The 25490-nt window shown below is 73.0% G+C and carries 19 protein-coding genes; 2 read left to right on the top strand and 17 right to left on the bottom strand.

Features of this window, described 5'->3' with window-relative positions; genetic code table 11:
* The first annotated feature begins 3 nt into the window (after window positions 1–3).
* Complete coding sequence (locus LCN96_RS32450) at window positions 4–861, top strand: PfkB family carbohydrate kinase (RefSeq protein WP_225266233.1); 858 nt, start codon at window positions 4–6, stop codon at window positions 859–861.
* Window positions 862–893: 32 nt separating this feature from the next.
* On the top strand, window positions 894–1982 hold the full coding sequence (locus LCN96_RS32445; RefSeq protein WP_225266232.1) for a LacI family DNA-binding transcriptional regulator: 1089 nt from the start codon (window positions 894–896) through the stop codon (window positions 1980–1982).
* A gap of 130 nt (window positions 1983–2112) precedes the next feature.
* Here LCN96_RS32445 and LCN96_RS32440 read toward each other — a convergent pair whose 3' ends face one another.
* The 17 genes from LCN96_RS32440 to LCN96_RS32360 all read right to left on the bottom strand — a co-directional run bounded on the left by LCN96_RS32440 (window position 2113) and on the right by LCN96_RS32360 (window position 25469).
* Window positions 2113–3699, bottom strand: coding sequence for a helix-turn-helix domain-containing protein (locus LCN96_RS32440; RefSeq protein WP_225266231.1), 1587 nt, complete (start codon window positions 3697–3699; stop codon window positions 2113–2115).
* Complete coding sequence (locus LCN96_RS32435) at window positions 3696–4817, bottom strand: DUF917 domain-containing protein (protein ID WP_225266230.1); 1122 nt, start codon at window positions 4815–4817, stop codon at window positions 3696–3698. The genes LCN96_RS32440 and LCN96_RS32435 overlap by 4 nt, the downstream gene beginning before the upstream one ends.
* A 5-nt stretch (window positions 4818–4822) precedes the next feature.
* Complete coding sequence (locus LCN96_RS32430; RefSeq protein WP_225266229.1) at window positions 4823–6649, bottom strand: right-handed parallel beta-helix repeat-containing protein; 1827 nt, start codon at window positions 6647–6649, stop codon at window positions 4823–4825.
* The gene (locus LCN96_RS32425; RefSeq protein ID WP_225266228.1) at window positions 6633–9044 is read right to left on the bottom strand and encodes a glycoside hydrolase family 95 protein; all 2412 of its coding nucleotides are present in this window, start codon (window positions 9042–9044) and stop codon (window positions 6633–6635) included. Before LCN96_RS32425 ends, LCN96_RS32430 begins: the two co-directional genes overlap by 17 nt.
* A 3-nt stretch (window positions 9045–9047) precedes the next feature.
* Window positions 9048–10856: a glycoside hydrolase family 36 protein gene (locus tag LCN96_RS32420; RefSeq protein ID WP_225266227.1), complete on the bottom strand. Its 1809-nt coding sequence runs from the start codon at window positions 10854–10856 to the stop codon at window positions 9048–9050.
* Window positions 10853–11704, bottom strand: a complete 852-nt coding sequence (locus LCN96_RS32415) for a carbohydrate ABC transporter permease (protein ID WP_225276103.1) — start codon at window positions 11702–11704, stop codon at window positions 10853–10855. Before LCN96_RS32415 ends, LCN96_RS32420 begins: the two co-directional genes overlap by 4 nt.
* Window positions 11685–12755 (bottom strand): carbohydrate ABC transporter permease, encoded by a 1071-nt coding sequence (locus tag LCN96_RS32410; RefSeq protein WP_225266226.1) that lies wholly within the window; start codon window positions 12753–12755, stop codon window positions 11685–11687. Before LCN96_RS32410 ends, LCN96_RS32415 begins: the two co-directional genes overlap by 20 nt.
* Before the next feature lie 28 nt (window positions 12756–12783).
* The gene (locus LCN96_RS32405) at window positions 12784–14040 is read right to left on the bottom strand and encodes an extracellular solute-binding protein (protein WP_225266225.1); all 1257 of its coding nucleotides are present in this window, start codon (window positions 14038–14040) and stop codon (window positions 12784–12786) included.
* 27 nt (window positions 14041–14067) lie between these two features.
* A complete protein-coding gene (locus LCN96_RS32400; protein WP_225266224.1) occupies window positions 14068–15351 on the bottom strand; it encodes a hypothetical protein in 1284 nt (427 codons plus the stop codon).
* A 238-nt stretch (window positions 15352–15589) separates the two neighbouring features.
* On the bottom strand, window positions 15590–16585 hold the full coding sequence (locus tag LCN96_RS32395; protein ID WP_225266223.1) for a LacI family DNA-binding transcriptional regulator: 996 nt from the start codon (window positions 16583–16585) through the stop codon (window positions 15590–15592).
* A 207-nt stretch (window positions 16586–16792) separates the two neighbouring features.
* Window positions 16793–19069, bottom strand: coding sequence for a catalase/peroxidase HPI (katG, locus tag LCN96_RS32390; RefSeq protein WP_225266222.1), 2277 nt, complete (start codon window positions 19067–19069; stop codon window positions 16793–16795).
* A gap of 23 nt (window positions 19070–19092) precedes the next feature.
* Window positions 19093–19521 carry a Fur family transcriptional regulator gene (locus LCN96_RS32385; protein WP_225266221.1) on the bottom strand — a complete coding sequence of 143 codons (429 nt, stop codon included), beginning with the start codon at window positions 19519–19521 and terminating at the stop codon, window positions 19093–19095.
* Between the two features lie 32 nt (window positions 19522–19553).
* On the bottom strand, window positions 19554–20345 hold the full coding sequence (locus tag LCN96_RS32380) for a glycerophosphodiester phosphodiesterase (RefSeq protein WP_225266220.1): 792 nt from the start codon (window positions 20343–20345) through the stop codon (window positions 19554–19556).
* A 72-nt stretch (window positions 20346–20417) separates the two neighbouring features.
* Entirely contained in the window at window positions 20418–21512 is a 1095-nt protein-coding gene (locus tag LCN96_RS32375) for a DUF917 domain-containing protein (protein ID WP_225266219.1), read from the bottom strand.
* Window positions 21509–22579, bottom strand: a complete 1071-nt coding sequence (locus LCN96_RS32370) for a DUF917 domain-containing protein (RefSeq protein WP_225266218.1) — start codon at window positions 22577–22579, stop codon at window positions 21509–21511. Before LCN96_RS32370 ends, LCN96_RS32375 begins: the two co-directional genes overlap by 4 nt.
* A gap of 3 nt (window positions 22580–22582) precedes the next feature.
* Window positions 22583–24133, bottom strand: a complete 1551-nt coding sequence (locus LCN96_RS32365; RefSeq protein WP_225266217.1) for a hydantoinase/oxoprolinase N-terminal domain-containing protein — start codon at window positions 24131–24133, stop codon at window positions 22583–22585.
* 22 nt (window positions 24134–24155) lie between these two features.
* Entirely contained in the window at window positions 24156–25469 is a 1314-nt protein-coding gene (locus LCN96_RS32360; RefSeq protein WP_225266216.1) for a purine-cytosine permease family protein, read from the bottom strand.
* Window positions 25470–25490 lie beyond the last annotated feature (21 nt).

Raw genomic sequence — 25490 nt, 5'->3', positions numbered from 1 at the left:
ACGATGAGAGTGCTCGGCTTCGGCGACAACATCGTCGACCGGTTCGTCGACCGGGGCATCGACTACCCCGGCGGCAACAGCGTCAACGTCGCCGTCTACGCCCGCAGGCTGGGCGTCGAGTCCGCCTACCTCGGGGTCTTCGGCGACGACGGGCTCGGCGCGTTCCTGCGCGACTCGATCGCCGCCGAAGGCGTGGCGGTGGACCGCTGCGTCGTCCGCGCGGGCGAGAGCGGCGTCTCCCGCCTGCGGGTGGACGACGGCGAGCGCGTCTTCCTGGGCTGGAACGGCGGCGGCGTCACCGTACGGGAGCCGCTGGAGCTCGACGAGGACCTGCTCGGCTACGTGCGCGGCTTCGACCTGGTGCACTCCAGCGTCTATTCGCGCAGCGAGCCCGAGCTGCCCAAGCTGGCCGGGCTCGGCCCGCTGGTCAGCTTCGACCTGTCCAGCGAGCAGGAGTACCGCGACCCGGCCTACCTCGACCGGGTCTGCCCGCACGCCGACCTGGTGCTGCTGTCCTGCTCCCACCTCGACGAGGGCGCCACCGCCGACCTGCTCGCCGATGCCGTACGCCGGGGGGCCGGGCTCGCGCTCGGCACCCGCGGCGTGGCCGGCGCCGTGGCCGCCGACGGCAACGTCACCGTCTCGGCCCCGGCCTGGCTCGCCGCGGACATCGTGGACACCATGGGCTGCGGCGACGCCTTCCTCGCCGGGTTCGCCGTCTCGCTGCTGCGCGACGGCTGGGCCACCGGCCGCCCGCCGGCATCCGCCGCGATCGAGCGGGCGCTGCACCGGGGCGCGGAGGCGGCGCACGCGCAGTGCTTCGTCGAAGGCGCCTTCGGGCACGGCCGTACCCGCGCGTAGTTAGCATGATTCAGTGACAAGGGACGGGACCCATGCCGACTGACCGCGGCCAGGCGGGGCCGACGATCTCCGAAGTGGCGGCGGAGGCCGGCGTGGGCAGGGCCACGGCCGCGCGCACGCTGGGCGGCTACGGCTACGTCAGCCCCGAGCTGCGCGCGCGGGTGCTCGCGGCGGCCGAGAAGCTCGGCTACCGCGCCAACGCGATCGCGCGCAGCATGTCCACCGGGGTCAGCCACACGCTGGGCGTGATCGTGGCCGACATCGGCAACCCGTTCTTCGCCGGGCTGCTGCGGGGGGTCTCCGACACCTCGCGGGCCCGGGGGTTCGACGTGATCGTGCTGAGCACGTACGAGAACCTCCAGGAGGAGGTGGCGGCCACCAACGTGCTCATCGACAAGCGCGTGGACGGCGTCATCGTGGCCTCGGCCGCGCTCGGCCGCGACCAGGTCGCCCACCTCCAGGCCGCCATCGACCGGGGCATCCCGGTCGTGCTGGTCGACCGCGCCGTCTCCGCGCTCGACCTCGACTCCGTCGTCATCGACAACCGCGACGCGGCCCGCGAGGCGGTGGAGGTGCTCATCGCCGCCGGGCACCGGCGCATCGGCTTCGTCTGGGGGCCGCCGGTGGCCGAGGCGCCCGCCACCAGGCGGGAGCTGCTGACGGCGGCCTCGCGCAACCTGTGGACCGACGGCGAGCGGTTGCGCGGCTACCTCGACGCCCTGGACGACGCGCACATTCCGTTCGACCCGCAGCTCGTGATGGTCGGGCCGAAGACGGAGGAGCGGGTCGTCACCGAGGTCGGCCGCATGCTCGCGCTGCCCGACCGGGTCACGGCCGTGTTCTGCTCCGAGACCGACGGTATGACGGGCTCGCTGCGTGCCCTGCGCAAGGCGGGGCTGTCGTATCCGGACGACGTGGCGCTGATCGGGTTCGACGACAGCGCGTGGGCGGCGGTGATGGAGCCGCCGCTGACGATGATCGCGCAGCCGGTGCACGAGCTGGGCGCCAAGGCGGCGCAGGTGCTGCTCGACATCCTGGGCGGGGGCGAGCCCGCCCGCGAGATGCACACGCTGCGCTCCCGCCTGATCCAGCGCTCCTCGGTCGGCCCACCCCTGACCTGACCGGCCCGGTCCCTTCCCGGCCGTTCTCCCTGACCGATCTGACGGGCCGATCTGACGGGCCGATCTGACGGGCCGATCTGACGGGCCGACCTGACGGGCCGGTTCCAGCGGCCGGTCTCAGCGGCCGGTCTCAGCGGCCGGGGAGGGTGACCGTGCGGCAGGCCAGGTGGAGGGCGAGCCGCTCGTCCCGATGCCCGAGGTCCACCCCCAGCAGCCGTTCGATCCGGTCCACGCGGGCGGCCACGGTGTTGCGGTGCACCCCCAGCACGGCGGCGGTCTCCGCGATCGACGACTCCGCGTCCAGGTAGGTGGACAACGTGCGCACGAGGTCGCCCGGCTGCTCGCGCAGGGGCGCGAGCAGCGCGCGGGCGGCGGGCTCGAAGGTGTCGGTCCTGGTCCACTCCAGCAGGAGCTGCGCCATGCCGAGCTGGTCCACCTGCAGGAAGAAGCCCGCCTCGGGCCGGGTCGCCGCCAGCCTGGCCGCGTCCGTGGCCTCCGCCACCGTGCCGGCCAGCCCCTCCGGCCAGGGGTGCGGGCGGCCGACCCCCATGTGGTCGGCGATCGAGCCGCGCAGCTTCCGGTGCGCGGCGCGCAGCCGGGACGCCAGCGTGCGCACCCGCGCGGGGGTCGGCTCCTGCCCGAACGTGGTCCAGCCCGTCCAGCCGTCGCCGTGCTCGACCACCACGGCCTCGACACCCTCAGCGCGCAGGACGCGCGTGATCTCGGCCGTCCACGGCACCAGGTCGAGCGTGGGCACCGCGCCGATGCGCAGCCCGACGTGCCAGCCGCCGAGCTGCCAGCCCGCGTCGGCCACCCGCCTGCGCAGCTGCGCCGAGGGCTCGCCGTCCAGCCGCAGCAGGTCGCCCAGCAACGCGGTACGGGCCCGCGCGTCGCGCTCCAGCTCCAGGCGGTGGGCCAGCAACCAGCGCTGCACGGCGGCGGTCGCCACGGCCAGGGCGGGCGGCACGATCTCGGCCCGCGCCGCCGCCGTCCCGCGCAGCTCGGCCACCAGCCAGAGCGTCGGCCGCGCCGGCTGCGGCAACAACACCGGCTGCGCCAGCAGCAGCCCGTCGGCCAGCGTCACCCGCTGCGCGACGAACTCGTCCACCCGCACGGCCCCGGCCTCGGCGATCTCCCCGGCCAGCGGCTGCCCCCGGTCGTCCAGCAGCGCCACCGGCACCCCGAGCAGGTCTCCCAGCCTGCGCGCCACGTCCTCGGGCGGGCTGGTGCGGTTGTCGAACGCCCGGTGCGCGGCCAGCACGAGACGGGCGCGGTCGATCTCGGGCTCGGCCAGCATCAGCCGCGCCGCTACCACCAGCTCCAGCGCGTCGCCGGCCACGGCTGCGAGCAACGGCAACCCGAGGCGGCCGGCCAGCAACAACGTCGCCCGCGCCATCTCGCCGCCGCCCGCCCCTGCCGTGCCTGTGCTCGCGTCCGCCCCGTCCGCCGCGTCCGCGCACGTCGCGCGCACCGGTACGACGACGCCCGCGCCGCCCGCGTCCACCACGCGGCGCAGAAGCGCGTCCAAGCGCCAGTCGGCGGCCAGCGGCGGGCCGGTGACGACGATGAGCTCACCAGTGGCGACATCATGGACCGCCCCGGGATCGGCGACGGGCCGCACCGCACGTACAGGCGCGTCGAGCCCAGCCGCCCCGGCGAGCACCCGCACCACGCCGCTCCACCCGGGCAGCGTCAGCAGCCGACGCACGCTGGTCATCGCCCCACCCCCGAAAACCCCCGCGCGCCACTCACCCGCCCGCCCCCCTCCAGCAACACCGGATCGGAGTCCAGCCCGTACGCGCGCGGCGCCAGCACGCCGATCCGGCCCGGGTCGGTCCAGAACGGTGAGATCGCCACCTGCAGCACCATGACCTCCATCCCCACCCGCACCGTGTCGCCCGCGATGGGCACCCCCGTCCGCCGATCCAGCACCGCGATCACGTCCGGCGTGGACGCCACCACCAGCCCGTCGCGCAGCGCCAGCAGGTACTCGTTCTCCATCTCCACCCGCAGCAGCTCACCCGACCCGTGCCCGGCCAGCGTGACGCTGCCCCGCGCGAACCCGGGCCGCCCGTGCAACTCGGGGCCGGGCCGCCGGGTGACCTCCACCACGCGTCCCACCGACAGCACCCGCCCTCCGGTGGCGGCGGCGAGCCGGGCGGGGTCGGGTGACTCGCCGAGGTCGAGGATGCGCCGCCCCAGCCGTACCGCGCCGGACACGGAGCCGGTCACGCAGCAGGCGGCCAGCTCGCGCGCGGGCACGGGCGCGAGCGCGAGCGCCGCCCAGCCGCCGGCGGCGGGCAGGAAGGTGCGGGCGGTGCGCTCCAGGTCGGCGGGTACGCCGCTGCCCTGGACGAGCACCTGCCCGCTCGGCTCGGCCAGCGCGGCAGGGGTGAGCGGGCGCCCGGCGGCGGCCAGGGAGAGCTGGTCCAGCCGCGGCAGCCCGCGCCCCGACAGGTCGGCGTCCACCGCGGACAGGCCGAGGTCGCAGGCGGCGACCAGCGGCAGGACACCGTTCAGCCCGCCGATCTCGATGGAGACCAGCGCGTCGGCGCGCTCGCCCGTCCACCGCTGGATGGCCTCCACCGCGGCGGCGACCTCGTGCCCGCCGGGCAGCTTCTCGGCGAAGACGGCGGTCGCGCCGACGACGCCCACCGGGACGACCCGCGCGCCGGGCGGCAGCTCGCCGAGCGGGTGCACGGCGACGTCCAGGCCGTCGGCCAGCCGCCGGCGCAGCAGCGTGGCCGCGGTCCGGCTGTCGCCGCCGCCTCCGGAGCCCAGCACGGCCACGCCCCGCTCCAGCGCGTCCACGTCCGGCGACTCGATGCGCAGCATGCCTCTCAGCTTGCCGCATGCGGCCGGGTGTCCGGCCCCTCACCTCCTGGCGCGCCGATAACGGGCCCGACCTGCACCGACTCGGCGTCCGCGTCCGGGCAAGAGCGCGCGTCGACGTCCGCGTCCGGGCAAGAGCGCGGCTCGACGTCCGCGTCCGGGCATGAGCGCAGCACGACGTCCGAAGCCGGCTCGCCCACCCGGACGACGGTGTTGCCCCGGAAGCGAAGCCCCGCAGTGTCCTTGGCGTCGAGCGCGGGCACGCCGTCCAGCACGAAGCGATTCCCCTCGACCACGACCCCCCGATGCACCGGACAAGCAGGATCGGACCGGCTGTTGCGGGGATCGACGAACACCCCCGGCCCACCCGGCTCGATGATCTCGTTACCTCGCACGGTCAGGTCGCGCACCGGTCCCGACTCCCACCATTCGGCGGCGTCCCCCGAGACGTAGACCGCCGCCATCCCCGTCCGCTCGAACCGGTTCCCCTCGATGAGCACCGGCCGGCGGGTGGTCACGAGCACGCCGCGCGTCGGCACGTTGCGGAAGACGTTGCGGGCCAGGTGCACGGCGGGGGTCCTGGTGAGGTTCTCCACCGCGGCCCGCCCGGCCAGCCCGCCGGGGAGCGCGGCGCCGACCGTCAGGACGATGCGCCTGAGCGGCGCGTGGTGGTCCCGGCCGCTGGGCTGGCGCACCCGCCGCACCGTCGCCGCGGTGATCGGGCGCAGCGTCTCGCGGTCGACGATCTCCACCTGGTCGCCGGGCGTGAACTGGGGCATGCCCGCGGTCTCCGGGTGCGCGTACTCCAGCTCCAGCGTACGGGGGCCGGGCTGGCCGGCCACGCGCAGGTAGGTGCCGTGCACGTTGACCGGATCGTCGTGCGGCCCGTCGAAGAGGCAGTCGCGCACGACGGCCCGCCCCCAGCAGCCGGAGAACTGCACGAAGTCGGCGTACCCCGCGCTGTACCGGCCGGTGCCCGGCGGCGCCCGGAACTCACAGCCCTCGACGGTGACGTCCTGGGCGGCCTGCGCGACCACGCCGAAGCCGTGCAGGAACCCGAAGCGCAGGCCGGACAGCGTCACCTCGGCGCTGTCGAGCACGAGCCCGCCCGGATGGTCCCTGGTCGTCGGCCGCATCTGGTAGACGAGGCCGGCGTCGGCGGGCGCGTCGCCGTGGTCGTACTCGATGCGGATCTCCCTCCGCCCCACCGCCTCGACCCGCCTGACCCGCTCGAAGAGCGGGTTGGGGGCGCGGCGCGTGCGCCCCCTCGCGGGATCGTGCACCTGCGTGTACTCCAGCGCGTCACGCCCCTCCCAGGCGTACGCGCCCGTGCCGAGCCGCTCCCCGTGCCAGCGCACGGACCGGCCCTCGACCTCGAAGAGCGTGGCCTCCGGCACACTGATCAGCCGGTACGCCCGCCCCGCCGCCACCCCGGCGGCCACCACGGTCGCGTCCACGACGGTCGGCACGGCGAAGTCGAAGGCGAGCCCTTCGATCCGCACCCGGCGGGAGTCGAGCACGGCGAACGTCGTCTGCAGCCCGTGCAGGATCAGGCGGGCGCCCGCACCGGAGATCACCAGCTCCTCGGCCGCCTCGACGAGCAGGGCGATCGTCTTGTCGCGGTGGCGCTGGTCGTCCCCCACGGTGTTGGAGACGTACAGCTCACGACGCTCCGCCCGTTCCGGCCAGAGGTGGTAGTCGCCGGGCGGGAACCGGAGCGTCACCGGCCCCGGCCGGGCCGTCGCGGCGCGCAGGGCCGCCGCGACGGCGGGTGCCGCGTCGGTCCGCGTGCCGGGGACCGCGCCGAATCCGGTCACGTCAAGCACGGGAGCCACGCGCCGTCAGCGTCCCAGGATCGACCACGACGCGCCCGCCCGCGCTGAGGTCGATCAGCCCCTCCCGGTCACCGGCCCGCACGACGACCCGGGTACGCCCGGCGGGCCGCCGCGCGGTCAGCGCGAGCTCCGTCGCCGTGATCCGACCGGCCACGGTGTCCCAGGCGACGTCCACCGAGACCCCCGGCCGGGCCACGAGCCCGCGCACCCACCCGCTGCGCCACTCGGCGGGCACGGCGGGCAGCACGGTGATCGTGTCGTCGTGGCTCTGCACCAGCATCTCCGCCACCGCGGCGACATACCCGAGGTTGCCGTCGATCTGGAACGGCGGGTGCGCCGCGAACAGGTTCGGGTACAGCCCGCCGCGCTCGCCGGCACCGTCCACCGGCGCCGGGCGCAGCACCAGGGAGAGCAGCCGCGACACCCTGGCGGGCTCCCTGAGCCTGGCCCGCAGCGCCAGTTTCCAGGCGAGCGACCAGCCGGTCGAGTCGTCCTGCCGGTCGTCCAGGCTCCTGGCCACGGCGGCCCTGAGCTGCGCGTCCCGTGGCGTGTCCCCTGGATAGGCGAAGACCAGATGGCTGAGGTGCCGGTGCCCGCGCTCGGCCTGCGGCGGATCGTCGAGCCATTCGCGGACGAGACCGTCACGGCCCGCCGACGGCGCCGGGATGCGGGGGAGCGCGGCCCGCGCCGCCACGGCGACCGGGTCACCGGTGAGGCGCAGGCGCTCCGCCAGGCCGGACAGCCTGGTGAACAGCCCGGAGATGAGCGTCAGGTCCATCGTGGCCGAGCGGCCGACCGCGACGCGCCGCCCGTCCGGGGTGAGGTGGTGGTTCTCCGGTGAGGTCGAGGGCGAGGTGCCGAGCGTCCCGTCGGGCAGCTCGACGAGCCAGTCCAGGCAGAACGCGGCGGCCTCGCGCAACACCGGCCAGGCCCGCTCGCGGGCGAAGCGCTCGTCCGCGCCGAAACGCAGCCGCTCGGCCAGGAGCCAGCTCAGCCACACCCCGCCCATCGGCCAGCACGCCCACGCCGGGTCCGCGTGCCCCCTGCCGACGGGTGAGGTGAACGCCCAGGCGTCGGTGTTGTGGTGGGCCACCCAGCCGCGGGCGCCGTAGAGCCGCCGCGCGGTGGCCCGGCCCCGGTCGGCCAGCGCCGTGACGAGCTCGACGAGCGGGTCGAGGCATTCGCCGAGGTCGGTGGTCTCGGCGGCCCAGTAGTTCATCTCGGTGTTGACGTTGATGGTGTAGTTCGAGCTCCACGGCGGCCTGAGCCGGTCGTTCCACAGCCCTTGCAGCGTGGACGGCAGCCCGCCTGGCCGCGAGGAGCAGATGGCGAGGTAGCGGCCGTAGGCGAACAGGAGGGCGGCCAGCGACGGGTCGTGCCCGGCCGGCTCCGCCGGGCATGACCCGTCGCCGCTGGGGCCCGCCGCGCGCAGCACCCGCTCGTGCGTGGGCAGCGCCCGTGCCTCCGGCGGGCCGTCCAGCTCCAGCCGGACCCGGTCGTACAGGCGGGCGTGGTCCTGCCGCTGGCGGGCCGCCAGCTCCGCCGTTCCCCTGCCGAGGGCGCGGGCGACGCGCCGCTCCGCACGCGTCAGCGCGCCGGCCGCGTCCCCGCGCGGCGCGCGGCCGATCGAGGTGAACGTCGTCTCGGTGGCCAGGACCAGCTCCAACCGGCGCACCCCCAGCGCCCGGCCCGGCCGCGCCTCCCCGTCGTGCACGACCCGCGCGGCCACCGCGCCGCGCAGGGCCTCCTCACCCCACGCCGGCGACAGGTCCGGCTCGTGCGGGGGCGGCATGTCGCTCGGCAGCCGTACGGTCAGCCAGGCTCCGGACGGATGCGACTCCTGCCCCAGCACGCGCAACGGCGAGGCGAGCCGCCAGCGCACGGAGACGGGCCGGTCCGCGTCGAGGACCAGGACCAGCACCCCGTCCGGGTGGGAGACGAAGCACGTCCAGCGCAGCGCGGCCCCGGCCAGGCGGTAGCTCACCTCGTGCGTGGCGGTCGCGAGGTCGAGCTGCCGCCGGTACCCCTCGGCGAGGGCGCCCCCGGGGTTCTCGATCTCCACGTGGAGGTCGGCGAACGGCAGGTAAGCCTGGGACCAGCCGCCCTGCAGCGCCATGAGCTGCCGCTCCGCCTCCGGCGCGTCCCCGCGGGCGAGCGCCGCCCGGGCCGCGGCGAGCGCGGCGGGCGCCAGGCGCGGGTCGGCCGTGCTGGTCGCCTCCTCGCTGCCGGGGCCGCCGGACCAGGCCGTGCCGTCGTTCAGCTGGAGGTGCTCGTCACCGGGCGTGCCGTGCACCATCGCGCCGAGGCGCCCGTTGCCCAGGGGGAAGGCCTCGAGCCAGTCCGCCGCCGGGGCCGGCGCCCAGAGCAGGTGCTCCGCCTGCTGGAAGGGGTGCACGGCTCACCTCGGCCCTGAGCGCCGGAGCCGGGCGAGCCCGCCGGACGGCACGGCCAGCATCTGCGGGCCCGCGCCCAGGACGATCTCCGTGCCGGTCACCGGCCGCTCCGTGGCCAGGACGATCTCCGTGCCGGTCACCGGCCGCCCCGTGGCGTCCCAGGTCTCCAGGTGCGCGCGCACCTCGCCGCCCTCGTTCAGCAGGATCGGCGCGCTCTCGTCGGCGTTCGCGATCAGCAGCTCCGTCCAGTCGCCCGGCGGGAGCGCGACCGGGTGCGGCGCGTATCTGGCCACGAAGTGCCGGCCGCCGCAGTCCGCCCTGACCACCGGATACAGCAGGTCGGGCCGCTCGGGCGTGAGCCGCCCGTGCAGCAGCAGGTCGCGGTTCGCGCGCCAGACCCCGAGCCAGAACGCCAGCGCGCCGGCCTGGCCCTCGGTGAGCCGGGTCAGGTCCACGGAGACCTGCGGCACGCCCAGGAGCGCGTTGATCAGGTGGTGGGCGACCCGCTCCGCGCTGTCGTCCGCCGCCCACATGATCGGGTCGCTGTGGATCGGCGTGCCCGGCCGTGCCAGGCGCAAATCGAGGATGCCGATGCGGTTCTGCAGCCCGTTCAGCGGGCAGTCGCCGACGCGGATCATGGAGGCCAGGCGGGCGGCGGCCGGATGCACGTACGGCTCCCTGAACTCGATCAGCGGCTCGGTGCCGCGCGCCCGCAGCCGGGTGACCAGCTCCGCGATCGTGTCGATCGCGGCGGCCACCGAGCCGGGGGAGTGCCCGGCCGCGAACTCCTCCAGGAAGTCGAGCTTGAGGCCGTCCGCCCCCGTCCGCGCCATGATGTCGTCGAGCCTGCCGGCCAGGTGGGCCCGGGCGGCCGGGTCGCGCGGGTCGAGCACCCGCGCCTGCAGCTCGGGCCGGTCGCGCAGCGTCGGGAACCCGAGGGCCGCCGCCTCGGCGTGGTGGCCGAGGAACGGCGTGCCGATCCACCACATGGTCCGCAGCCCCCGCTCGCGCAGCTCCTCGACCAGCCCGGCGGCGTCGGGGAACTTCTCCTCGGCCGGCTCCCAGTCGCCGCATGTGCCGTATCCGCGGCCGTGCGAGGTCGTCTGCCAGCCGTCGTCGACGATCACCGTGCCGAAGCCCAGCTCGGCGGCCCGGCCGGCCTGCGCCAGCACGGCGTCGGCGGTGACGTGTTGGTGCGCGAAGTACCAGGTGCACAGGACCGCGTCCTCGGCTCCGGGGGCGGCGCGGTGACCCTGCTCCCCCTGGAGCCAGTGCCCGGCCGCGGTCACGGCCTCGGGGAAGGGGCGGCCGGAGGTGTCGAGCAGCAGCCGCACCTCACCCGGCGGGCCGTCGACGCTGACCATGATCGCGAAGTCGGCGGTCTCCTCCACCAGGCCGGCCCGTACGGTGGTCGCGCTCGTACCGGAGTCCACCGCGTACACCAGCCGCGTGGCGTCCCGGGGCGCGAGCAGCGCGCCGAGCGGGAGGCCGCGCAGGGCGGTCACGTCGTCGGGGTCCGCCCAGGACGGCGGGATGGTGGCGTCCCGCACCGCGCTGCCGGGCCGCCACCAGGCGACGGCGTCGGTGGCGGGGATCGCCGCCGTCAGGCCGAAGGGCTCGCCGAGGGTGCGGAACACCACCTCGACCACGCCCTCGCCGAGGGTGCGGACCCGGGTGCCCGCCGACGGGGTCGCCTGGAGCCGGAGCCCGGCGCCGGGACGGTGACCGTCCAGGACGACCGGGGTCTCGGGCGGCGCCTGCGACGTGCCCGGCAGCCAGAAGGTGACGGGCGACGGTGATGCGAGGTCGGTCATTTGCTCCCCGTGAATGAGATTCCGCCGATGATATGGCGCTGGGCGATGAAGAACAGCAGCACGCAGGGCGCGGTGACCACCAGGGCGGTGGCCATCAGGAGCGGCGTGTCCGTCCCGTTGACGGACTGGAACCCGGCCAGCGCCAGCGGCAGGGTCTTCCACCGGTCCGTCGTGAGATAGATGGCGGCCTGGAAGAAGTTGTTCCAGTACGACATGAACTGCAGCACCGCCGTGGCGATGATGATCGGGCGCGACAGCGGCAGGTAGATCGAGAACCAGATGCGGAACCAGCCCGCCCCGTCGATGAGCGCGGCGTCCGTCAGCGCCTCCGGCAGCCGCAGGTAGAACTGCCGGTAGAGGAAGATGAAGAACGCCGAGCCGAAGAACGTCGGCACGATGATCGGCCACAGCGTGTCGATCATGTCGAGGTTCCTGAACAGGATGAACTGCGGCACGATCGTGACCTCCTGCGGCAGCAGGAGCGTCGACAGCACGACCGCGAACAGCACCCCGGCCCCCCGCGCCCTGATCCGCGCGAAGGCGAAGCCGACCAGCGACGAGGAGAAGACGACCGCGACGACCGGTACGAGCGTGCTGAGCAGCGAGTTGCGCAGGTAGGTCCAGAAGGGGAACGAGCCGAGCCCCTCGGCGAAGTTGGACCACTGCCACTGCAGCGGCCAGAGCGAGGCGCCCGCGTGCGCCACCCCCTCCGGCGTGCGCAGCGCGGTCGCGATCATCCACAGGAACGGGTAGACGAAGCCGGCCGACCCGATCACGAGCAGGGTGAGCGCCAGGATCCGGGTGCCGAGCGGCCCGCGCTGGTTGGCGTCAGTGGGCCTGGTGGGCATGGACACGCCGCTCGCGCTCCTTCGGTCGTTGCGATTCGTAGTAGACCCAGAAGGCGCTGCCGCGGAAGACGAGCGCGGTGAGCACCATGATCATGATGAAGAAGATCCAGGCCAGGGCGGACGCGTAGCCCATCCGGAAGAAGGAGAACGCGTTGTTGTAGAGGTAGAGGACGTAGAACAGCAGCGAGTCCGACGGGCCGCCGCCGTTGTGGGTGACGACGTACCCCTGGGTGAAGGTCTGCATGGCGTAGATGAGCCCGGTGACCACGTTGAAGAAGATCACGGGGCTCACCTGCGGCAGGGTGATGTTCCACAGCCTGCGCCACCGGCCGGCGCCGTCGATCTGCGCCGCCTCGTAGAGCTCCTTGGCGATGTCCTGGAGCCCGGCCAGGTAGATGATCATGTTGCCGCCGACCGTCCAGAGGCTCATGATGATCACCGTCGGCAGTGCCCAGTCCGCGTCGAAGAGCCAGCGGGGGCCCTCGACGCCGATCAGCCGCAGCAGCCCGTTGGCCAGCCCGTAGCTGGGGTTGAACACCCAGATGAACAGCACGGCCTGCGCCACCCCGGTGACGAGCGACGGCAGGTACCAGATCGTGCGGAACACGTGGATGCCGCGCACCCTGCTGTTCATCAGCAGCGCCACCGCCAGCGACAGCACCGTCTGCAGCGGGACGCTGACGGCGGCGTAGGTGAGCGTGACCTTGATCGACTGCCCGAGGTCCGGGTCCGTGAACGCCTCCGCGTAGTTGGCGAGCCCGACGAACTCCGGTGGGTCGATGAGGTTCCAGTCGGTGAACGACAGGTACAGGGAGTAGGCCATCGGCCCTCCCGTGAACAGGAGGAACCCGATGATCCACGGCGAGACGAAGATCCAGAAGGCGGCGGTGTTCCGCGAGATCCAGCGTGCGCGCACGGCCCCCCGCAAGCCGGCCAGCAGGACGGCGAACACGGCGGCCAGCATGATCACTAAGGACAGGATGGGTCTGAGACCCTCGTAGACGTGCAGCCGTCCGAGCAGACCTTCGAGGCCGCCCACGATGTCCTCCATGGCGATGTCCCCGCCTCCCTTCGCCGGTCTACTTGGTCGCGTCGAGCATCTGCTGGCACTGGGCCTGCAGCTCCGGCAGCACGGCCGCCGGGTCCTCGGTGCCGGAGCCGATCGCGGTGCGCGAGTTCAGATCCGTGGAGAAGGTGCTCTCGATCTTGACCTTGTCCTTCACGTACGCCGTGGTGACGGCGTCGGTGACGGCATCGACGAACGCCTGCAGGTTCACCTTCGGCGCGATCGACTTGAAGGACTCCAGCGACCCCTGCACGACCGGCACGCCGAGCGCGGACGTCGTCGAGGCGAGCAGGTTCTGCGCGGCGGGGCTGGTGCTCATGAACGTCGCGAACGTCCTGGCCGCGCTCGCCTCCGCCTGCTCCGCCGACTTGGAGATGCCGAGGCTGTCCACCTCCATCGGCTCGCCCTTGCCCGGCATCGGCACGACGAGGAACTTCGCGGTGTCGAGGGCGGCGAGCTTGGCGATGTTCCACGGCCCGAAGTCGGGCAGCATCGCGACCTTGCCGTCCGCGAACCACTGGAACATGTCCTGCCCCTGGGTGTCGGCCGGGCTCGGCGCGAACCCGTCCGGCTTCGTGGAGTCCACCACGACCTGCGCGGCCCGGATACCGTCGGCGTTGCCCATGGTGCAGGTCCGGCCGTCGGCGCTGTAGTACGAGCCGCCCTCCGCGACCAGCCAGCCGTCGTACCACAGCGGCGCGGAGCCGTAGACCTTCTTCTCGCCCGACCCGGAGGTCAGCTTCCTGGCCGCGGCCACGAAGTCCGCGGTGCTCATCGGGGCCGACCCGGACGGGACGGCCAGGCCGGCGGCCTCGAAGGCGGCCTTGTTGACCGCCATGACCTTGCTCTTGGCGACGAAGGGGACGGCGTAGTCGGTGCCGCCGACGTTGCCGGCCTTCGCGACGGCCGGCGAGTAGTAGACGCCGTGGTCCACCTCGACGGGGGTGAACGCGTTGGCGAAGCTCGGCAGCGCGGTGTTGGAGATCTGCGCCACGGTCGGGGCGTCCCCGCCGGCGATCGAGGTCTGCAGCTTCTGCTCGTAGTCGCTCTGGATCCAGTTGGCCTCGACCTTGACGGCCGGGTTCGCCTTCTCGAACGCCGCGATCATCGACTTGATGGTGGCGGCCTCGTCGTTGTTGCCCCAGAAGGCGTAGGTGATGGTGACGATGCCCTGACCGCCGGTCGCAGGGTCCGCGCCCGGGTCGCCGCCGCACGCCGCGAGAGCGAGGAACGAGGCGACGGTGACAGCGGTGAGTGCCTTGGCCTGCATGGGGGTCTCCTTCGCGAGAGTGATCTGTCAACGGGCGGGGAGCCGGGTGACGCCGCCGTCCGGGGTCGCCCGTACACGGGTGCCGGCCGGCACCTCGATCGTGGAGACCTGCCCGTCGTCCCAGGTGGCGGCCCAGGTCACGCCCGGGCCGCCGGTCACCTGGAGCTCCGTAGCCTCCCGGCCGTCGTGCCTGACGCCGATGCGGGAGCCGCCGACGGGAACGTTCCCGGCCGCCAGCCACTCGCCGGGGGGCAGGTGCGAGCGGGTGCGGACGACGCCCGGCCGCTCACCGGGCTCCAGCCCGGTCAGGCCGGTCGCCACGTGGGCGACGTGGGTGAAGGGCACCTCCGGGTAGTCCGCGCGGGAGGCGGCCAGGGCGCGGATCCACCGCAACGCCTCGCCGTCCCTGCCGTAGCGCAGGAACGCCTCCGGGAGGTAGGTGGCGGCCTCGATGTTGGCGGGCGGCGCCGCCTCCAGCCCGGCGGCCAGGAAGTCCAGGTGCGCGGCCGAGCGCTCGTCGGCGCGCATGATGCCCTTCAGCGCGGGGAACCAGGTGCTCTCCAGCCGGAAACCGGCGACCGGGCCCTCGGCGGTGAAGCCCGCCGTGTAGTGGCGGCCGTCCTGCGACCACCAGGCGTCGGAGAAGTGCTGCCGCAGCTCCGCGGCGCGCGAGCGGTTCCAGGCGGCGAAGTCCGCCGGGAGCACGGCCGCCGAGCCGAGCGCATGGTGCGCCGCCCACTGGCTCGCGATCCCGTCGGCCGCGACCCGCAGGTACGGCGGCCGTTCCACCTCGTTGTAGGTGGCCGTGCCCGACCAGAAGTCCCCGGTGCCCCGCTCGCCGGCGACGCCCGTCCCGAGCGGGTCGTGCAACTCGACGAACGCGGTCATCGTGGTGCGCAGGAACCCCGCGATCACCGGGTCGAGCAGGAACCGCTCGTCCGCCGTCCAGCGGTACTGCTCGACCGCCTTCTCCACCAGCTCGAACGGCGCCGGGATCTCCCGGACGAAGTCGTCGTCGGAGCGGTAGTCGATGGCGGCCGGGGTGCCGTCGAACATGAACGCCCAGAGCGGGTACCAGCCGCGCGCCCCGGTGGCCGAGCCGGCGAAGTGCCGGAGCATCGCGAGGTTCTCGGTGTCCAGCCCCAGGAGGTGGGCGCCGAGCGTCTGGTGGGCGAAGTCGCGCGAGTAGAACATCGGCCGGTCCGTCATCGCCGCCCAGTAGCTGGGCAGGAAGGCGGAGTCCCGCCCGGTCTGCACCCATTCCTGCGAGCGCGTTGACGCCCAGCTGAAAGACTCGACAAGATCCGTCATGCTCGAATCAACCCAGACCTGCTCAGGTGGGTGATTCTGTCCCGATCTGCCGACAGAAGTCGCAGATGGTGACTTGTTCGTCATGAGGAGCGAGTGTTACATAGCTGCTTCAAACCCGTCAACGGTCCGACAACAAACGTGCACAGCGCCGACTCGGCTCACGGAGGATGGGCACGCCAACATGGCAAGGCAGCGTGACGCCGCCTTGCAGGAACACGTCAGGAAGACGACAAGAAGGTCAGTCGCGAGGAGCGGCCGTCGAGCTGCGGACGATCAGCTCGGGGTCGAACATCAGCTCCCCGGCCGGCACCGGCCGCCGGTTCACCAGATGCACCATCGTGGCCGAGATGGCCTGCGAGATCCGCTCGATCGGCTGGCGGACGGTGGTCAGCGGCGGATCGACGAACCCCATGATCTGGTGGTCGTCGTAGCCGACGACGGACAGGTCGGCGGGCACGGACAGGCCGCGGCGGCTCGCCGTGCGGATCGCGCCCAGCGCCATGTAGTCGCTGGCCGCGACGATGGCGGTCACCCCCTGGTCGAGGAGGGTCTCCGCCGCGGACATGCCGCCCTCGACGCTGTAGACCTGACGGACGACGTGCCGGCGCGGATCCTCGGCGCCCAGCGCGCCCATCGACTCCAGGAAGCCCTCCAGCCGCCGCTCGCTCGGCCGGTTGCCCACCGGGCCGACGATCATGCCGATCTGCCGGTGACCGAGGCCCCACAGGTGCTCGACGGCCAGCGCCGCGGCCACCTTGTCGTTGGTGGAGAAGCTGGGCGCGGAGATGCCCTCGATCGCGCCGTTCATCGACACGAACGGGATCTGGCGCTCCTGCAGCAGCCGGTACGGCCCGGGGTCGGCGCCGACCAGGGTGTTGCTGGCCGAGGCGAAGACCGCGCCCGCGATGCCGACGTCCATCATCGAGGTGATGAAGTCGATCTCCTGGAGCCCGCCCACCGTGGTGGAGCACACGACGGCCTTGAAACCCTGGGGAGCCAGCGCCGACTCGATCAGCTCGCACAGCCGCCCGAAGAACGGCTGGGCCAGACCGGGCGTCAGGACGATGACGAGCTGGCTCTGGCCGCCGCGGTCGTAGCCCAGCTCGCGCAGGGCGTCCTCGACGGCGCGTCGCGTCGTGGCGGCGACCACGCCCCTGCGGTTGAGCACGCGGCTGACGGTCGCTTCGCTGACCCCGGCACGGGCGGCGACGTCACTGATTCCGACCTTGGCCATGGCTCCCTTTGATCATTCCGGACCGCGCGTGATCTCACTATACGACCAGAGGAAGGCAGAAATGTGGGCCGCCGGTCGCCGCCGGCCCTTGTCCCGCTTGTCATCCCGCCAGGATGACAAGCCCGGCTATACGAGCCGCATATCCGGCATAACCAAACGAGCCCGGCCGAGCGGGAAGCTCGGCCGGGCTCGGCGGGTCAGGACGGATCAGGCGAGGTCGAACCGGTCGAGCTCCATGACCTTGGTCCAGGCGGCGACGAAGTCGTTGACGAACTTCTCGTCGGCGTCCCGGCTGGCGTAGACCTCGGCGAGGGCGCGCAGCTGGGAGTTGGAGCCGAAGATGAGGTCCACCGGGGTGGCGGTCCACTTCAGCTCATCGGTGGACAGGTCGCGGATCTCGTACACGTTCTCCTCCGACTCCGACGCCTTCCACCGCGTCCCCGGGGAGAGCAGGTTGGCGAAGAAGTCGTTGCTGAGCACGCCGGGCCGGTCGGTGAGGACACCGTGCTTGCTGCCGCCCACGTTGGCACCGAGCGAGCGCAGGCCGCCGACCAGGACGGTCATCTCCGGCGGGGTCAGGTTGAGCATGTACGCGCGGTCGACGAGCAGCAGCTCCGGCTGGGCCTTCTCACCGGCGCGCAGGTAGTTGCGGAACCCGTCGGCCCGCGGCTCCAGGACCGAGAACGACTCGACGTCGGTCTGCTCCTGCGTGGCGTCGGTGCGGCCCGGGTGGAACGGCACCGTCACCTTCACGCCGGCCTCGGCCGCCGCCTGCTCCACGGCCGCGGAGCCGGCCAGCACGATGAGGTCGGCGAGCGAGATCTTCGCGCCACCGGCCTCGTTGAACTCCCGCTGGATGCCCTCCAGGGTGCTCAGCACCGTGGCGAGCTGCTCGGGCTGGTTGACCTCCCAGTTGCGCTGCGGCTCCAGGCGGATGCGGGCGCCGTTGGCGCCGCCGCGCTTGTCGGTGGACCGGAAGCTCGCGGCCGAGGCCCACGCGGTGGAGACGAGCTGGGCGGTGGTCAGGCCGGAGTCCAGCACCTTCGCCTTGAGCGCCGCGATGTCGGCCTCGCCCACGAGCTCGTGGTCGACGGCCGGCACCGGGTCCTGCCACAGCTGGGGCTCGGGAACCCACGGGCCGAGGAAGCGGCTGACCGGGCCCATGTCACGGTGCAGCAGCTTGTACCAGGCCTTGGCGAACGCCAGCGCGAACTCGTCGGGGTTGTTGAGGAAGCGCAGCGAGATCTCGCGGTAGATCGGGTCGACGCGCAGCGACAGGTCGGTCGTCAGCATCGTCGGCAGGTGCTTCTTCGACGGGTCGTGGGCGTCCGGGATGATCGGCTCGGCGTCCTTGGCGACCCACTGCTTGGCGCCGCCGGGGCTCGTGGTGAGCTCCCACTCGTAGCCGAACAGGATCTCGAAGAAGCGGTTGCTCCACTGCGTCGGCACGTCCGTCCACGTCACCTCGAGACCGCTGGTGATCGTGTCGCCGGCCTTGCCGCTGCCGTGCGTGCTCAGCCAGCCCAGGCCCTGCGCCTCCAGCGGCGCGCCCTCGGGCTCGGGGCCCACGTGGTCGTCGGCGACGCCGGCGCCGTGGGTCTTGCCGAAGGTGTGGCCGCCGGCGATGAGGGCGACGGTCTCCTCGTCGTTCATCGCCATCCGGCCGAAGGTCTCGCGGATGAAGTGCGCCGCCGCGGCCGGGTCCGCGTTGCCGCGGGGGCCCTCCGGGTTGACGTAGATGAGGCCCATCTCGGTGGCGCCGACGTCCGGCACCATCTCCGACTCCGAGACGTAGCGCTCGTCGCCGAGCCAGGCGTCCTCGGGGCCCCAGAAGATCTCCTCGGGCTCCCAGACGTCCTCACGGCCGAAGCCGAAGCCGAAGGTCTTGAAGCCCATCGACTCCAGGGCCACGTTGCCGGCCAGCACGAGCAGGTCGGCCCAGGAGATCTGCTGGCCGTACTTCTGCTTGACCGGCCACAGCAGCCGCCGGGCCTTGTCGAGGTTGGCGTTGTCGGGCCAGCTGTTCAGCGGCGCGAACCGCTGCCCGCCGTCGCCGGCCCCACCGCGGCCGTCGTGGATGCGGTAGGTGCCCGCGGCGTGCCAGCTCATGCGGATCATCAGGCCGCCGTAGTGGCCGAAGTCGGCCGGCCACCAGTCCTGCGAGGTGGTGAGCACCTCGACGATGTCCTGCTTGAGCGCCTCGACGTCGAGCTTCTCGAACTCCTTGGCGTAGCTGAACCCCTCGCCCAGCGGGTTGCTCTTGGACGAGTGAGCGCGCAGCATCGACAGGTCGAGCTGGTTGGGCCACCAGTCCCGGTTCGTCCTGGGACGGCCGCTCCGCTTCGGAGTCGGCGAGTCGATGGCCGGGTTCTCGCTCTCGCTGCCGTGCGCGGTCACGGAGTCATGCGCGACCGGGCAGCCGGCTGCCGCCTTCTGATCCACGCCCTGCGCGCTGGAGGGGGCGTTGTCCTGCGTGTCGCTCATTTATTTCCTTCCGAACTGCCGGATCATTGGGCATCACGTCTGGTCGTGCAGTCGGGGCAGGTGCCCCAGAAGACCACCTCCGCCTCGTCGACCAGGAAGCCCTGATCATCGGAGGGGGTGAGACAAGGGGCGTGGCCGACGGTGCAGTCGACGTCCGCGATCGCACCGCAGGAGCGGCACACGACATGGTGGTGGTTGTCTCCTGTGCGGGACTCGTAACGGGCTGTGCTGCCGGCTGGCTCGATGCGCCGTACCAGGCCGGCGTTGGTCAGCGCGCGCAGCACGTCGTACACCGCCTGGTGGGAGACCCTGGGGAGCTCTGCCCGAACCAGGGCGATCACCGTGTCGGTGTCGATGTGCGCGTGGTCGCGCAGCGCGGCGAGCACTGCCAGCCGCGGCCGGGTCACCCGTAAAGAGACCGATCGCAACTGCGTCTCGAGGTCAGACGCCATGGGAGCAACATACCGTCATAATCTGGAGTAGCTCAAGTTTGCTGGCACTTGCCCACGAGCCAGCCGCGCAGCTGCGACGGATAGTCGGTGGCGATCCGCCTGGCGCCGCTCTGCAGCGCCGCCTGCCAGGCGCTCTGGTTCAGCGTCCAGGAGGGCGGCGGCTCCTCCCACTTGGTCACGTCCGGCCAGACGGGGCCGCCGCGCAGCACCTGCGTCAGGCCGGCGGCCGTCACCCTGGTGCGCAGCTCCGCGGCGATCCCGCTGTCGTGGGAGTACAGGATGATCTCCTGTGACCCGATGTTCTCCTTGACGGGGTCGAGCACCTCGGCCCAGGCCCGCGCCTTGATCGTGGCGTTCGTGCTGAACAGCGACTGCCGGGCCTCGGGCTTGATCTCCACCAGGCCGACCAGGCCGGCGGAGCGCATCGCGGCCAGCCACTCGCGGAAGGTGTAGACCTTCTCGCCCAGGAACGGACCCCGGGTGATGGTGCGGCCCTGCAGCTTCGTGTCGCCCGTGGCCCACCAGATCTCGGTGATGTTCTTCTTCGTGCCCGTCAGCCCCCAGGTGGAGGTGTTGTGCCACATGACGGCCTTGGTGCCGTCCCTGGTGAGCTGCAGGTCGGCCTCCACGCCCGCCGAGCCCCACGCCTTGTACTGACGGATGGCCGTCGGGTTGTTGGGCTGGCGGACCTGGTCCCGCTCCCAGGCGTTGGCGCCGGTGGGGTAGCCGCCGTGCCCGAAGATCTGCGGGCACGCGGGCAGGGCGGCGGCAGACGGCGGGGTGAGTAACGAGGCGAGCAGGACCGCGGTGAGGGGGAGTGTCACGGCACACCTTTCGATCTTGAAGTGTGCCCACCGTAACAGGGGAACCCCCTCAGATCACCGCTGTCCGGCCGTTCACGCGACCTCCTCCACGGGCCTGAACGGGTACGGCAGGCCGAACGCGGCCGGCCCGAACACCGCGAGCGCCTCCGGGGTGCGCATCAGGGCGGGCGTGGAGATGCCCACGACCGTGATCCGCTGGCCGTAACGCAGGCTCTCGGTGGTGATCGGCTCGGCCTGCTCCGACTCCAGCACGCACACCAGGTCGGGCACCACGCAGCGCGGCTCGCCGTCCACCAGCGCCACCAGGTGCTCGTTCTGGAACATCAGCTCCAGCTCGTGCCGCCCGTCGAACGACACCGCCGCCGCCCGGCCCCGGGCGAAGCCCGCCTCGGTACGCCGCTCGACGTCGGTGACCTTGCCGCGGAACAGCACCCGCAGGTGCCCGTACAGGGTGGCGCGCAGCGCCTCGGCCAGCGCCGCGACCGGGTCGGCCGCGCGTTCCCTGGCCTGCCGCAGCGTGCTGCCCACCGTACGGGCCAGCGACAGGGTGCGCGGCACCGCCGTGCGCTTGACCTGCGCTCCGGTCATCGGGTACTCGGCGATGTGCGCCACGCCGCCGAGGCGGATCGTCACCCCACGGGCCAGCCACTCCATGCGCGCGTTGTCGGCGCCGGTGTCGATGATCGTGGTCTCGCCGCGCTCCCCGGCCACGACCATCGGCGAGCCCGGCACCCCGTACACCGCGAACGTCTCCATCTGCAGCTCGGGGAAGGCGCGGCCCATGCCGTCGGCGTCCACGACGGGCAGGCCGGTCCTGGCGGCCACCACGAGCGGGATCATCGAGTTGATGCCGCCGCACTCGATCGGCATGGTGGCGCCCGCCCGCCTGCCCAGGTGCGCCTCCAGCGCGCGCAGCGCGGCGACCGGCTCGGTGCCGCGCGGCAGCTTCTCGTGCACCACCGTCGGCGCGCCCATCTGGGCGGTGGGGATGACCAGCGCGTCGTCGTCCAGCTCCGCCGGGTCGAGCACGGTGATCGGGCCGTGCTCGCGGATCGCCTCGCGCACCAGCAGGTGCCCGACGTACGGGTCGCCGCCCCCGCCCGTGCCCAGCACGGCGGCGCCGCGCGCCAGGTCGGGCAGGTCCGCCTCGGTCAGCTCCCAGCTCATCCGGCCGCCCCCACCGGGTCCAGGTCGTAGCCGAAGTACCGCGGCCCGGCCAGCGCCAGGCCCTCCGGGGTGTGCCAGCGCGGGTCGGCGGGCGCGGCGATGACCGTCACCCGCTGCCCGAACCGCAGCGCCTCGGTGGTGACGGCCTCGCCGCTCTCCCGGTCGAGGGTGCAGATCAGGTCAGGTACGGTCGCCCGCACCCGCCCGTCCACCTCGGCGACCAGGTACTCGTTCTGGAATCGCAGGATCAGCTCGCCGCCCGCGTCGCCGTCCAGGCCCGCCAGCGTCGCGGTGCCCCGGGCGAAGCCGGTCACGGTACGCCGCTCGACGTCGGTCACCTTGCCGGTGAACAGCGTCGAGCCGCCCAGCCGCGCCACCACGGCGGCCACGGGGTCGGCGTGCGCGGCCCGCGCCTGGCGCACCAGCCTGCCCAGCTCGGCGCAGAGGCCGAGGGTGCCGGGCACGAGCGACTCGCGGGCCTGGGCGCCGGACATCGCGTACGAGCTGATCATCGCCGAGCAGCCCATGTCGATGGTCGCCGAGCGGGCCAGGCGTTCGGCCCAGTGGTTGTCCACGGTGTCCAGGACGGCGCGGTTGCCCTTCTCGTCGGCGATGGCCATCGGGGTGGCGCGCACGCCGTACAGGGTGGGCAGCACCATCTGGATCTCCGGGAAGGCCCGCCCCATGCCGTCGGCGTCCACCAGCGGCAGCCCGAGCTGCGCCGCCGCGACCACCGGGATCAGCGAGTTGACGCCGCCCGCCTCGGCGCAGGCGATGTGGGTCAGGCCGCTGCCGAGGTAGCCGCTCAGCGCGTCCGCCGCGGCGGAGACCTGGTCGATCGAGGGCAGCTTCTCCACCATCACGGTCGGCGCGCCCATCATGGCCACCTGCACGAGCGCGGCGCCGTCGGGCAGTTCCTCCAGCGAGCACAGCTTGACCGGGCCGTACTCGCGCACGGCGGAGGCGGCCAGCAGGCGGCCGATGTGCGGGTCGCCGCCGCCGCCCGTGCCGAGGATGGCCGCGCCGGTCGCCAGGTCGTCGAGGTCCGCCAGGGTGATCTCGCGCATGTGTCAGCGTCCCTTCGCGTCGGTGAGCTGCAGTTCGCCCACGGCCTTGGCCCTGATGCGGGTGGCGTTGCCCGGCAGGTACGGGATCGGCACCTCGTCGAAGTCCACGATCTGCACCGTCGAGGGGGACGCGCCGGCGGCCACGGCCCGGTCCACGGCCTCCTGCTTGGCCGCGTCCACCACGGCGTCGCGGCGGCCCGGCTCCACGGCGTACACGCGGTCCACCTCGCCGCCGATCTGGGCGATGGCCGCGCCGATCGCGTTGGCCACGGCGTAGTGGTCGGGCCGGCGCACCTCGCCCGCGCCCGCCAGCTCGTCGGGCAGCAGCACCGAGCCGCCGCCGACGGCCACCACGGGCAGCGGCTCCGCGGAGGTGCGCATGCGCTCCACGACGTCGGCGACGTCGGCCGCGATGCGCCGCAGCGCCGCCTCGACCAGGCCCTTGTCCAGGTGCCCGACCAGTGAGGGGTCGCCGATCTCGGCCCGGCCCGCCGCCACGGCGATGTCGGTCGCGGTCAGCGTGTCGCCGCCGAACACCAGCGCCCTGGAGGTCAGCTCGTAGCCCACGGAGTCGGGGCCCACGGCTCCGTCGCGGACCCGGCTGCCGCCGCCGATGCCGATGGACAACACGTCCGGCATGCGGAAGTTCGTCCGGATCCCGGCCACGGTCACGTCGGTGGTGGCCTCGCGCGGGAAGCCGTGCCGCAGCACGCCCACGTCGCTGGTGGTGCCTCCCACGTCCACCACCGCGCAGGTGTCGAGCCCCGACAGGACGGCGGCGCCGCGCATGGAGTTGGTGGGGCCGGAGGCGAACGTCGCCACCGGGTAGCGGCGGGCGAAGTCCACGTCCATGAGCGTGCCGTCGTTCTGGCTCAGGTACAGCGGCGCCGTGATGCCCGCCCCGGTGACCGAGGAGGCCAGGCCGTCCACGATGTGCGCGGCCAGCTCGCGCAGCGCGGCGTTGATGATGGTGGCGTTCTCCCGCTCCAGCAGGCCGATGCGGCCGATCTCGGAGGACAGCGAGATCGCCGCGTCGGGCAGCTCAGCGGCGACGATCTCCGCGGCGCGCGCCTCGAACTCGGCGTTGACCGGCGAGAACACCGACGTGATCGCGACGCTGCGCACCCCCGCCTGCCCCATGTCGGCGGCGGCCTTGCGTACCTCGGCCTCGTCCAGCTCGGCGATGTGCCGGCCGTCGAACTCGTGCCCGCCGTGCACCAGGTACCCGCGCCCGGACACCGCCTCGATCAGCCGCCCCGGCCAGTCGACCATCGGAGGCAGCGACGCCCCCGCCGGCAGGCTCAGCCGCAGCGCCGCCGTCGGGGCCAGCCTGCGCGCCTCGACCAGGGCGTTGATGAAGTGCGTTGTGCCGATCATCACGGCCCGCACGTCCGCCGGGTCGAACGGCCGCTGCTCCTGCAGCCCCGCGATGGCGGCCACGATGCCGGAGGTGACGTCGGCGGTGGTGCTGGTCTTGACGGCGGCGAGCACCTGCCGCCCGTCCAGGAGGACGGCGTCGGTGTTGGTACCGCCCACGTCGATGCCGATACGCACGGAATTTCCCCTCACTTGTCTCTCAGACCCGCACCTGCTCGGTACGGCCGGCCCCCACGCCCCGCACCAGCCCCAGCTTCCCCGCCACCACGTAGAGCACGAAGGCCACGACCAGCGAGTTGATGCTGCCGAGCCCGACCTCCACGAACCTGCCCACCAAGGCCGCGACCAGCCAGATCACCAGCGTGGCCGGCACCCAGGCCGGCGCCTGCTCCGGCAGTTCCCCGCGCGCCCTGGCGGCCTCCAGGTCGCCGCGCCAGCGCCGCACCACGAAGTACTCGGCCACCATGATCCCGGCGATGGGCGGGAACGCCACGCCGAGCAGCGTCAGGAACTCGGTGAAGGCGCCCAGGATGCCGGCCGCGGCCAGCACGCTGCCGACCACGCCGATGAGCGCGGTGGCCAGGCCGCGGTGCACCTGCTTGCCGAAGACCGTGCCGACGAAGTTCACCAGGCCGAGGCCGGAGGAGTAGAGGTTCCAGTCGTTGATCTTGATGGTGCCGGCGACGATCACCAGGATGCCGACCCAGCCGACCGACGAGGTGACGATGGTGGTGATCTCGCTGGTGCCGACGGCGTGCGCGAGCAGCACCCCGGCCATGCCGATGACGTACTCGCCGAGCGTGACGCCGAGCACCGTCTGCTTGACCACGTCGGCGACGCTGCGGTTGAACCTGGTCATGTCCGGCGTGATGATCGAGCCCACGATGAACCCGCCCGCGACCAGCGTCGTGCCCTCCAGCAGGCTGAGCTGCGGGCCGGGCGGCGCCGAGGCCATCAGCGCGCCCACGTCGTGCCGGGACAGCTCGCTGATGATCGACCAGCCGACCAGGACGAGGAACGCGGGCACGGTCACGTACGCCGTCCACGCCATGGAGCCGAAACCCCACAGCACGATCGAGGTGACCACCAGCCCGAACACCAGCGACCAGCCCCACTCCGGCAGCCCGCCCACCAGGGCGGCCAGCCCCTGCGCGGAGACCGCCGACTGGATGCCGAACCAGCCCACGAGGCTGATGCCGATCGCCAGGCCGATCAGGGCGGACCCGGACCGGCCGAACCCCGTCCAGCGGGCCAGCATGGAGGTGGACAGCCCCTCCCGCATCCCGATGATGCCGACGAAGACGGCCACCACCTCCAGGATGACGGCGCCCAGGGTCAGCGCGAGGAACGCCTCCCAGAACCCCATCCCGAAGCCCAGCGTGGCGCCGAGCAGGAACTGGCTGAGCGCGGAGACCTGGCCGAACCGTTGCACGGCGACCGACCACCAGGAGTAGCGGGCGCTCTGGGGGACCCTGGTGAGCGCGTAATCGTCGACACCGACGGCTGAGGCCATGCCGGGCTCCTTCGCAGGCGG

It is taken from the genome of Nonomuraea gerenzanensis (assembly GCF_020215645.1).
GTDB classification, from domain to species: Bacteria; Actinomycetota; Actinomycetes; order Streptosporangiales; family Streptosporangiaceae; genus Nonomuraea; species Nonomuraea gerenzanensis.
This window is presented reverse-complemented; position numbering and strand designations above follow the sequence as displayed.